Source organism: Niastella sp. OAS944 (assembly GCA_024809215.1).
Classification (GTDB): domain Bacteria; phylum Bacteroidota; class Bacteroidia; order Chitinophagales; family Chitinophagaceae; genus Niastella.
Genome location: JANUBW010000001.1, coordinates 1,468,142 through 1,480,505 on the forward strand (window position 1 = coordinate 1,468,142; position 12,364 = coordinate 1,480,505).

Annotated in this window: 7 protein-coding genes; 4 read left to right on the forward strand and 3 right to left on the reverse strand. The window is 43.9% G+C overall.

The features are described 5' to 3' along the window. Positions 1-27: 27 nt before the first annotated feature. Entirely contained in the window at positions 28-411 is a 384-nt protein-coding gene (locus GGD38_RS05705) for an SET domain-containing protein (protein WP_375298980.1), read from the reverse strand. 147 nt (positions 412-558) lie between these two features. On the opposite strand from GGD38_RS05705, the gene mgtE reads away from it, so the two are divergent. The 4 genes from mgtE to GGD38_RS05725 all read left to right on the forward strand — a co-directional run bounded on the left by mgtE (position 559) and on the right by GGD38_RS05725 (position 8,968). After that, positions 559-1,941 (forward strand): magnesium transporter, encoded by a 1,383-nt coding sequence (mgtE, locus tag GGD38_RS05710; protein ID WP_375298979.1) that lies wholly within the window; start codon positions 559-561, stop codon positions 1,939-1,941. A 79-nt stretch (positions 1,942-2,020) separates the two neighbouring features. Further along, entirely contained in the window at positions 2,021-4,393 is a 2,373-nt protein-coding gene (locus tag GGD38_RS05715; protein WP_375298978.1) for a prolyl oligopeptidase family serine peptidase, read from the forward strand. 307 nt (positions 4,394-4,700) lie between these two features. After that, positions 4,701-6,542, forward strand: coding sequence for a glutamine--fructose-6-phosphate transaminase (isomerizing) (glmS, locus tag GGD38_RS05720; RefSeq protein WP_375298977.1), 1,842 nt, complete (start codon positions 4,701-4,703; stop codon positions 6,540-6,542). Positions 6,543-6,724: 182 nt separating this feature from the next. Next, on the forward strand, positions 6,725-8,968 hold the full coding sequence (locus GGD38_RS05725) for a DUF4954 family protein (protein ID WP_375298976.1): 2,244 nt from the start codon (positions 6,725-6,727) through the stop codon (positions 8,966-8,968). Positions 8,969-9,030: 62 nt separating this feature from the next. Here GGD38_RS05725 and GGD38_RS05730 read toward each other — a convergent pair whose 3' ends face one another. Both GGD38_RS05730 and der read right to left on the reverse strand, forming a co-directional pair. After that, complete coding sequence (locus GGD38_RS05730; RefSeq protein ID WP_375298975.1) at positions 9,031-10,893, reverse strand: hypothetical protein; 1,863 nt, start codon at positions 10,891-10,893, stop codon at positions 9,031-9,033. A 137-nt stretch (positions 10,894-11,030) separates the two neighbouring features. Further along, positions 11,031-12,347: a ribosome biogenesis GTPase Der gene (gene der, locus GGD38_RS05735; protein WP_375298974.1), complete on the reverse strand. Its 1,317-nt coding sequence runs from the start codon at positions 12,345-12,347 to the stop codon at positions 11,031-11,033. Between the last annotated feature and the right edge of the window lie 17 nt (positions 12,348-12,364).

The window sequence follows — 12,364 nt, forward strand, 5'->3', positions numbered from 1 at the left end:
CAGCCCCGGTCATTGGGGCTGCTTTTTTTATACCGCCTCAAACCACAACTTCTTCTCATCATTCCACTCCCCATTATAATTAATAAATAATTCTTCACCCTTTTTTATAGCCCGCACGGTTTTGATGGAAATAAGCTCGCTGTCGTAATCCATTTCATATTCGCAGTTCGATTTGTAGGAATGATTATAAATAGGCACATACCCCAGCGCCATGCAAACCTGGTCGTGGTTATCGCCCCACTCAAAAATATAGTCGTGCAGTAAAGTTTGGTCAAGCAGCTGGCGGTCTTGTTTGCTCATAACAATTACCGGTGCAATTTCAATCACCGTTCCCGCCTTTAATTTTTCAGAAGTAAATACGCCCCTCCCCATTTCTTTTGTGGGAGCAATAAACAGACAAGGTAAAATCATTGAAATAATGAATAATGAATGTCGAATGTAAAATAATAAAGGAAGAAAAATAAGAGTTCCATCCCTATTTATTTACCGGTTGGGTTTAGGCTTGCAGCTTAAAGCTTACGGCTTGCAGCTTGAGGCTTATTGACTAAATTTGGGGCCATGAGCATGGAAATAGAAAACGCCAAAGATCAATTCCTGCACCTGATGCGCCAGGAAGATGTGCTGCAAATGCGGGAGTTCCTGAATGACCAGAACATTAGTGAAGTGGCCGAACTAATAAATGAGTTTCCGGAGTATTCGAGCCAGATCATTGGCAATATGAGTATTCACCGGGCTGCCAGCGTATTCAAGATACTCGATCTGCCTGCTCAAAAAGCTATTATACAGGAACTTTCTCCCCTTAAAACCGCAGAACTGCTAAACGAACTGCCGGCCGATGACCGCACTTCGTTTTTAGAAGAACTGCCCAGTGAGGTGGTGAAAGAGCTCATAAAACTGCTCGACCCCGATGAGCGCCGGGTAACTCTGTCGCTGCTTGGCTACCCCGAAAGCAGTGTGGGCCGCCTCATGACCCCCGATTATATTGCCGTAGGGGTTGACTGGACGGTTCAGGAAGTGCTGGAGCATATAAGAGAAGTGGGTAAAGACAGTGAAACCATCGATGTGATCTATGTGGTGAACGAACATGGCGAGTTTGTAGATGATATGCGTATTCGGGAGATCATTCTCGCCCACCCCCAACGAAAAGTTGAAGAGATAATCGACAATCGCTATATAACCCTGAATGTAAACGACGACCAGGAAATAGCCAACCAAACCTTTAAAATGAACAACCGCATGGCCCTGCCCGTGGTAGACGATAAAAACATCCTGCTGGGCATTGTAACCATCGACGACGTATTGTGGGTGGCCAATGAGGAGTTCAGCGAAGACATGCAAAAGATAGGGGGTACCGAAGCATTGGATGAGCCCTATCTGGAGATCCCCATGGTAAAGCTTTTCAAAAAAAGGGTGGTATGGCTCATTGTGCTGTTCCTGGGCGAAATGCTAACTGCTACTGCTATGGGCTATTTTGAAGATGAAATTGCCAAAGCTGTAGTGCTGGCCCTCTTCGTTCCCCTTATTATCTCCAGCGGTGGTAACAGCGGTTCACAGGCTTCTACTCTTATTATTCAGGCCATGGCCGTGGGCGAAATACATATTTCAGACTGGTGGCGGGTAATGCGCCGCGAAATAATTTCCGGTCTGCTGCTGGGCGCCGTATTAGGACTTATTGGTTTTATACGGGTAGCCTTATGGAACAGTATTTTTCATACCTATGGCGCACATACCGTTCTTATAGGTTGTACCGTAGGCATTTCGTTGATAGGTGTAGTATTATGGGGAACCATATCGGGCTCTATGCTGCCCATCATATTAAAAAAACTGGGCGCCGACCCGGCCACCTCATCGGCCCCATTTGTGGCCACCCTGGTAGATGTAACGGGTTTGGTCATTTACTTTTCGGTAGCGTATATTTTTTTAAGCGGTATACTGCTATAAAAACTACCCTTCACCCTTAATGTTCAACACTCATCAATCACAGCTGCCTGGTTTCAGCAGATTCTATTAATTTGTATACATGAAAAAACTACTGCTACTGCTTTTATTACAGCCAGCCCTTATCACCTATGCCCAACTCAGTCCTTTAACTGTAGAAAAGATCATGCGCGATCCGAAATGGATTGGATCCTCCCCTTCTAACCTGCAATGGACAGCCGATGGAAAATACCTGCTGTTTAACTGGAACCCCGAAATAGCTACCACCGATTCACTATATTATATTACACCAACCGCCCACACTCCCCAAAAATCTACCTGGGAATTTCGAAAAGCAACCATCACCGAAAACCAGATAAAATACAATACAGCCCACGATCAATATGTATATGTGCAGGAAGGCGACGTTTACCTGGTAAATATAAAAACGGGGATTCGACGCCGGGTAACGCAAACCCTATCCACCGAAACCAACCCGCAGTTTGCATTCAACGATCAAAAAATAGTATACACCCGCGAACAAAATGCCTGGGCCTGGGATATACAAACCGGCGCCACTACCCAGCTCACCAATTTTCAAACAATAACAGCCCCGGCCGCCGGCGGTACACCCCGCAACAATCAACAGGAAAAATGGCTACAGGAAGAAGCGCTTGAAAACTCAGTAGTACTCCAACGCCGTAAGCTGAAAAAAGATCAGGCCGATTCTGCGCTCAAACAATTCAAAAAAGAAAAGTTGCTGCGCGCCATTCCCCTCGAAGGCAAAAACCTGTCGATGCTTACTGTAAGTTATAACGGTCATTTCATTTCCTACCGGTTAACCACAAATGCCATTGGCAAAGCCACTATTGTGCCCAGCTATGTTACAGAAAGTGGTTATACCGAAGATCTTTCTGCCCGTACCAAAGTAGGCGCTGCCCAAAACAAACAGGAGTTATTTGTATTCGATACCGAAAAGGATACAATCTTTACAGTTAAAACCGACTCCATACCAGGCATACGCGATTTGCCTGAGTACTTAAAAGAATATCCTGAGCAGTATAAGGAAAAAAGCAAGACCCCGGCCATACGTGCAGTTAGTTTTACAAATACCAATTGGGCGCCAACAGGCAACTATGCAGTTGTAGAAGCCCGTGCACAGGATAATAAAGATCGCTGGCTGCTGTTGCTCGATGGGGCAACAGGCCGTTTAACCTCGCTCGACCGGCAACGGGATGAAGCCTGGATAGGCGGGCCCAGTGCAGGCGGCTTTCCTGTATTTAATTCAGGCTGGCTAAATGATGAAACATTCTGGTTTCAGTCAGAAGCAACCGGCTATTCGCACCTATATACTATTAACATAAAAACAAAGGAAAAGAAAGTGCTCACCGCTGGTAATTACGAAGTGCAGAACGCCCAGCTTTCGAACAATAAAAAATACTTTTATCTCACCACTAATGAAGTACATCCCGGAGAACAGCATTTTTATCGCCTGCCGGTAACTGGTGGTAAAGCAGAACGTATTACTACCCTCACCGGTAGTAACCAGGTAAGCCTGTCGCCCGACGAAAAATGGATTGCCTATTTGTATTCTTACAGCAATAAACCCTGGGAACTTTACCTGCAACCCAACAGTGCATCGGGTAAACCCATTCAAATAACTACGCAGGCGCAAAGTGCAGAATTTAAATCATATCCCTGGCGCGATCCCGAACTGGTTTCTTTTACTGCCCGTGATGGGGCGCAGGTATATTCCCGGTTATATAAGCCAGCCCAGGCACATGCCAATAAACCCGCAGTTATTTTTGTACACGGTGCCGGCTATTTACAAAATGCCCATAAGTGGTGGAGCTCCTATTTCAGGGAATACATGTTCAATAATATGCTAGTTGATAATGGGTATACGGTGCTCGATATCGACTATCGCGGCAGCGCGGGTTATGGGCGCAACTGGCGCACGGGTATTTATCGCCACATGGGAGGTAAAGACCTCGACGATATTGAGGACGGGGCCCGCTATCTTGTACAAGCTTGTGGCGTGAATGCCAAGCACATAGGATTGTATGGCGGCTCATATGGTGGTTTTATAACTTTAATGGCATTATTCAAAAAACCTATTATCTTTGAGGCCGGAGCCGCGTTAAGGCCCGTTACCGACTGGGCCCATTACAATCATGGCTATACCTCCAATATTTTAAATGAACCCTTTAGTGACAGCATTGCGTATCGTCGCAGTTCTCCAATAAACTTTGCAGCAGGCTTACAGGACCATCTACTGATTTGCCACGGAATGATTGATGTAAATGTTCATTTTCAGGATGTTGTACGTCTATCACAACGCCTTATAGAATTAGGCAAAGACAACTGGGAACTTTCCATTTATCCCATGGAGGATCACGGCTTTATAGAACCTGAAAGCTGGACAGACGAATACAAAAGGATCTTCCGGCTGTTTGAAACCGTGTTAAAAAAATAATCCATTTTTCCTTTATTTAAAAGCTAAACGCAGAACGCGCAACGCTTGACCGAATGTCGGTCAGCCTGAGCTTATTCGAAAATGCCGCATTGCGGAAAGGGGCGTTGAGCATTTGGCGTTAAGCGTTAAGCCTGCTACCACTAAAATGGTACGTTAACCTGCATGTTTTTGCATGGGGCATGGTATATTTTTTGATAATATTGCGCAACCGTTTGCGTTTTTCGGCATCTTAAAATATAGAAAATCAACATAACAGATCATCTGTTAACTCAACACTTAATAAAATAAAACTTAAACCCCTGTAATTATGTGCGGAATTGTAGCATATATAGGTAATAAGGAAGCTTACCCGATCATTTTAAAAGGATTGAAACGTCTTGAATACCGTGGATATGATAGCTCCGGTGTTGCGCTCTTAAATGGCGGATTGAATGTATATAAGAAAAAAGGTAAAGTAGCTGAGCTTGAAGATACCCTGGTAGGTAAAGACCTGCATGCCAACATTGGTATTGGCCATACCCGTTGGGCTACCCATGGCGAACCATGCGATCGCAATGCCCACCCCCACCTTTCTGAAAATGGAAAACTGGCAATGATCCACAATGGCATCATTGAGAACTATAACCAGCTGAAAAGCGAATTGCAGAAAAAAGGCTACAATTTTGTCAGCGATACCGACACTGAAGTATTATTGAAATTCATTGAGGATATTCAACTGAACAATAAATGCGGCCTTGAAGAAGCGGTACGTATTGCCCTGAAACGTGTTGTAGGCGCTTATGTAATTATCCTCATCGATCAGGATAACCCCGATACACTTATTGCAGCCCGTAAAGGCAGTCCGCTCGTAATTGGTATTGGCAAGAACCGCGATGAGCATTTCCTCGCATCCGATGCCTCGCCAATTATCGAGTATACAAAAACTGTAGTGTACGTAAACGACTACGAACTGGCTATCATAAAACCCGATGAACTGATCCTAAAGAACCTGGGTAACGAAAAGATAACACCGTTCGTTCAACAGCTCGATCTTGAACTGGCTGCTATTGAAAAAGGAGGTTACGATCACTTCATGTTGAAAGAGATCTTTGAACAGCCCAGCACAGTGTTCGATTGTTTGCGCGGCCGTGTTGATGCAGCCAAAGGGACCATCACAATGGCTGGTGTTGAAGCCAATATTGAGCAATTGAAAAATGCCCAGCGCATTCTCATTATTGCCTGTGGAACCAGTTGGCATGCCGGTTTGCTGGCCGAATACATTATTGAGGAATTATGCCGCACCCCGGTTGAAGTGGAGTATGCATCTGAATTCCGTTACAGAAATCCGGTGATCCATAAAGGCGATGTGATCATTGCCATTTCGCAAAGTGGTGAAACAGCCGATACACTGGTAGCCATTGAAAAAGCAAAAGAACAAGGCGCAATCATCTTCGGTATTGTGAACGTAGTAGGTTCCTCTATTGCCCGCGTATCAGATGCCGGTGCTTATACCCATGCCGGTCCGGAAATTGGTGTTGCCAGTACAAAAGCCTTCACCGCACAGCTGGCTGTATTAGCCATCATTGCACTGAAACTTGGTTATGCAAAAGGCACGCTCGATAATAAACGCTTCCTGCATTTGTTGAATGAGCTGGAGGCCATTCCGGAAAAAATACCGGCAGCTTTACAACAGGCCGAACAAATTAAACAACTGGCATATAAATATAAAGACGCCCGCGACTTCCTGTACCTGGGCCGTGGTTATAACTTCCCTATTGCCCTCGAAGGCGCGTTAAAGCTGAAAGAAATTTCATATATTCATGCTGAAGGCTACCCCGCAGCAGAAATGAAACATGGCCCTATTGCATTGGTTGATGAGAACCTGCCGGTTGTATTCATTGCCACCAGGGACTCATACCACGAAAAGATCATCAGCAATATTCAGGAAATTAAAGCCCGTAAAGGAAAAGTGATTGCTGTGATCACTGAAGGCGATGATGTAATTACAAAAATGGCCGATGATGTAATTGTAGTACCCGCAGCCGACGAGCTCGTTGCCCCCATGCTCAGTGTTATTCCCATGCAGTTGCTGGCTTACTATATAGGCGTTGCTAAAGGATTGGATGTTGATAAGCCGAGGAATTTGGCTAAGTCTGTTACAGTTGAATAGTTAAGTAATCTGAAAAGACGAGTGATAAGTTTTTATAAGGAACAGGCGAGTGGTCAGTGGCGAATGGCGAGTAGGAATACCCACTAGCCATTTCCCACTAGCTACTAGCCTGCTTCAATAATAACGATGCTTATCGCAACCAACTACACACAACTCACTTCTCACATTCATAATTATCACCCATGAATGAAATTAATCGCAGACCCCTCTTTACATTAGGATACGACTTCATTCCTGACCAGTATTTACCCAAAGGAAAAGATGAATATTACCTGCGCAATAAACAAGTAAAGAACGGAATACAATACCGGCATTTGTCGGCATATGAAATTGAAGTACTGGTACGCAATCGCAATACGTCCGATAACTGGAATAACTTACTGGTATCCGACCTGTTCAATCCCGAGCTGGTGCAGAACTGTAAGTTCTTTGGCCTTGTTCGTATTGGTAAGCTGGAACCATATTACCTGGAATATCATAACCTGCGCCGCCCCGTAGGCTTCTATAACAGCACGGTTATCAGCTGCGACTTTGGCGACAATGTAGTAGTAGATAATGTGAATTATCTTTCACATTACATTATTGGCAACGATGTAATGCTGGTAAACTGTAATGAGATCGCTACTACCGACCACTCTAAATTCGGTAATGGCATTTTAAAAGAAGGCGAACCTGAGAACATTCGCATTTGGATGGAACTGTGTAATGAAAACGCCGGCCGTAGCATACTTGCCTTTGATGGCATTTTACCCGGTGATGCTTTCATATGGACGTATTTCAGGGACGATGAAAAATTACTAAGCCGCTTTAAAGAATTCACTGAAAAGAAATTCGACGCTTTACGCGGTTACTATGGTACTATTGGCGACAGAACCGTTATTAAAAACTGTCGCATTCTTAAAGATGTAAAAATAGGTACCGATGCTTATTTGAAAGGCGCCAATAAAATAAAGAATGTAACCATCAATTCAAGCAGCGAAGCAAACACCCAGGTGGGTGAAGGTTGCGAACTGGTGAATGGAATTATCGGTTACGGCTGTCGTTTGTTCTATGGCGTAAAGGCAGTACGTTTTGTACTGGCTTCACATTCGCAACTTAAATATGGGGCCCGGTTGATCAACTCTTACCTGGGCGATAACTCAACCATCTCCTGTTGCGAAGTATTGAACTCACTCATCTTCCCTTCGCACGAGCAACACCATAACAACTCATTCTTGTGTGCTGCCCTGGTACAGGGACAAAGTAATATGGCTGCAGGTGCTACCGTAGGTAGTAACCATAACAGCCGTAGCCCGGACGGTGAGATCATTGCCGGCCGTGGCTTCTGGCCCGGCTTATGCGTAAGCCTGAAGCACAATTCAAAATTTGCCTGCTATACCATTCTGGCTAAAGGCGATTATGCGGCCGAGTTAAATATTCCCATTCCATTTTCGCTTGTAAGTAATGATCTTAGCAAAGATCAGCTGGTAGTAATGCCTGGTTACTGGTTCATGTACAATATGTACGCCCTGGCCCGTAACGCATGGAAGTATATCGATCGTGATAAACGTATTGACAAAACACAATCGCTGGAGTTCAACTTCCTGGCGCCAGATACCATCAATGATGTTTTACAGTCATTGCCATTATTGCAAAAGTTCGTGGGCAAAGCCTGGTTGAAACGCGAAGGCAATAATAAAAAAATGAGCGATGATGATATAATTGCTCTAGGCAAGGCACTGCTCGATACACAGGACCCTGTAGTAAATGAACTTCCTATATTGGCCGATGGGTTTGAGAACGCCCGCCGCCCGGTACGCGTTATTAAGGTAATGAGATCGTATCACCTGTTCAAAGAACTGGTAATGTATTACCTGGTGCAACAATTGCTCGAACATATTAGTACCAATAACATAAAGAACCACGAGCAACTGATTGAAAGCCTGCCTTCGAAAACAGCTATTGCACCATGGATGAACGTAGGCGGACAATTAATTCTTCGCTCAGAAATTGATAAGCTCAACAAACAGATCGTTAGCGGTAAAGTAAAAGACTGGGATGCAGTGCATGCTTTTTATGCACAACAAGGTAAAAACTACGCTAATGAAAAGCTGGCGCATGCCATGGCTGCCGTAAAAGAAGTATTTGATATTAATCTGAAGAAGGCTAGCCCGGGAATTATAAAAACGCTGTTACACCAAAGTATTACCACCAAAGAGTGGATGGTAAAAGAAATATACGAATCACGTGCTAAGGATTATCGTAATCCTTTCCGTAAAATGGTATATGAAACTACTGATGCCATGAACAAAGTGGTGGGCAAGTTGGAAGACAACAGCTTTATTAAGCAGGAACAAAAGGCGCTGGAAGATTACAAAGCAGCCATTCATGAGTTAGTTACTAAACTAAAGCTCGATAAAAAGCCTGCTAAGCTAAAAACAGCATAAAAAGCTTTTAAGATAAAGGGGCAAAAAGCAAGTGGCTTTTGCCCCTTTTCTTTTTACATATCCTATCTTAAACTTGCAAACCGAAGTGTATTAGAAGCGCCTTTCGCGGTCAATGCATAAATAGTATAGATCCCCGATGGTAACAATGGCATATCTATTGGCAAATAGTTCATACCCCGATCGATAGTCACATTCAAGACCTTTATAAGCTGCCCATTGTTGTTCACTACACATAACTTTGCGGTTGTTTTCTCTGCAACACGGCAGGCGAGTACTTTAGTATAATTATTAAAATTGATTGATAGTAACTGGAGTGCGCTGCTGTTGTTATTTATTAAATTACTTCTTCGGTTACGCGAGGTATCGTCTAATGCCAAGGAGCCTTCTGCTACACTGCTACCTAATACAAAACTATCAGCAGCAGCACTCCATGAATCAACGTTATCACTTGCAACAGAACCGCGCGAACCGGCAGTGCCGGTAAAAACCGTATTGCCATAATTCAGCCAAACGCCATCATTAAGCCTGGCAACTCTTGCAGTTGCAAGATTAGTTCCCACCCCACTATTGAGCCCGCTAAAAGACAGTTCAACTGATGCAGAAGCTACCGGGCTGGCATCTGCCTGTATGGTCCAGTAACCGGTTTGCGCAACATGATTTATTCCTGCTCCGTACTTATTGCTTACTTGTTGAGGATTGCTGTTAATATACTCTACATTGTAATTACCGCTAGCAATCTTTAATGTAAGCCATCGCATGGTGTTTTCTTTTCCAACAGGGAACAAAAACCGGTTAGAGGAAGATAATCCCTCTTTTCTTACAGGACCATCAATAAAGCTGTTGTTCGATAAGCTATCTACCACTACCTCACAACCGGCAAGCAGCTTTAATATATTTGCCTGGGATGTTTTTATTTTCCCCGTTACAAGATTCAATTTATATGGTAACGACCATGGAAAAATAAGCAAGGCGCCGGCGGTATTATTCATTTTTACAGAAATGTTATTCTTTATAGTGCCTTTGCAATCTATTTGCTGGGTAGTGTTACCGGCAAGTACTAATTCCGGAGATGCCGTGCCCGTTTCATACATCAGGCTTGTGTCAGATTGCGTAAAATGCCTGTTGATAACAGTTACCAGCGACCGGGTTGAGTTACCAAGGTTTATAGTACTTCCCTGTTGAATCAGATCGCGCCCAATATGTAATGTATCGGAGAAGTTGAGACTAAGCGTTACGCCCGGCCCTGTAACCAAATCGCTTTTTATGGTAATAGTATTGGTACCCGTTGCGGTATAGGTAACATTACTTTTTCTTGCGTTGCTCAAAAACACCAGCTTACCATATGTACGTCCGCTCAGAGAAACAGTACTGGATGCTGAAGGAATGTCAAACTCAAATGCGCCTTCTTCTGTACCCGGAGCTTTTGATAGCACCATTACATTAGCGGCATGACTGCCGTCACTGTTCTGGATATACCTGCCGCCATTCTTTATCATTATTGAGTCAGCAATTTCAACCGGAAGATCGTTATCAACTCCTGATGAATTTTTAAAGATGCCGCCATTTTCAATTACCATCCCATACACCGCACCCAATAACTTAAATGCCGGAATGGCTGTGTTTGTTGCCGGTAATATAAGTTCAATATTATTTCCAGCCCCGGGTGCAATGGTAACAGATCTGATCTGCACAACACTATTGCCCCCTGGTAAGGTAACAGAATATGTTCCGGATACAAATACATTATCAAGTATCACCTCATCAGTAACACCAGGAACAATGTTGCCAACCCAGTTACTTGCGGTCATCCATTGGCCGTCTCCGGCTTCACCATCCCATCGGAGCTGAGAAAAAGCAGGAACATAATTAAGAAGAAGAAATAGAAGGAATGGCTGTAGAAAATACAACAGTTTTATATTTCGCATAACAGTTAAGTTTATGCTACTTTCTTAGAGCCCTTACAAATCGAAGATAAGAAATATATCATATGTACCAAATTTTTTAGTAAGATTATACTAAAAAAAGCCGCACATGGCGGCTTTATACATATACAGTAAGTTCATTATTTCTTTCTGAAGAACAACCTAACCGGTACGCCTTTAAAGTTAAAATTCTGACGTAACTGGTTCTCGAGATAATTTTTATAAGGCTGTTTAACATCGTCGGGCAAATTACAAAAGAACGCAAACGACGGAACATGGGTAGGCAGTTGCGTTACATATTTTATACGAACGGGTGTACCACGCACCACAGGTGGATTATAAGACGCGATGGCCTTCAACATGATCTCGTTCAGTTCAGATGTAGCTATTTTTCGTGATTTGTTATCATATACTTCAAGCGCCACTTCAATAGCCTTGTGTATACGCATCTTTTCCAGCGCCGATATAAATATGATGGGCACATCGCTAAACGGAGCGATGCGGGTCTTCAATTCCTTTTCATAATCGCGGGCAGTGTTGGTAGCTTTTTCCATCTTGTCCCATTTATTCACCAGCAACACAATGCCTTTACCTTTACGGGCGGCCAGGCTAAAGATGTTCAGGTCTTGTGCAGTGATGCCTTTTTCAGCATCTAACAACAACATACACACATCAGCTTCGTCCATTGCTTTAATGGCGCGGATCACGGAATAGAATTCCAGGTCTTCATGCACTTTTGTTTTACGGCGGATACCGGCCGTATCAATAAGCACGAATTCTTTCTGAAATAAATTATAATGGGTATGAATGGTATCGCGGGTGGTACCGGCAATATCACTCACAATGGTACGCTCCTGTCCTATTAATGCATTCAGTAAAGACGACTTTCCTACATTGGGCTGACCAATAATAGCAAATTTGGGTAGTGCACCCTCAGCTTCTAAAGCGGCCATTTGGTCTTCGGTAATTAAACCAGCCACTGCATCAAGCAGTTCGCCCGTGCCGCTTCCGCTCATTGAAGAAAGGAAGAAGATATTATCAAAGCCCAAACCGTAAAACTCGGTAGCTTCCAGCAGGCGTTCGTGATTATCAACTTTATTTACAACCAGGTAAACCGGTTTGGCGGTACGACGTAATACATCGGCCATCGACTCGTCGAGGTCGGTAATACCGGTAGCGGCGTCAACCATAAACAACATGGCGTTCGCTTCTTCCACGGCTATCATTACCTGTTTGTTGATCTCTTTTTCAAAAGCCTCTTCGCTTTGCGGTACAAAACCACCGGTATCTATAACGTTGAATGATTTACCATTCCATTCGGCCACACCATATTGCCGGTCGCGGGTAACGCCGCTCACATCATCAACGATCGCCTTGCGTTGCTCAAGCAAGCGATTAAAAAAGGTGCTTTTGCCTACGTTGGGCCTTCCAACTATTGCTACTGTAAAACCTGCCATAATGTTTGCTCAAAAAT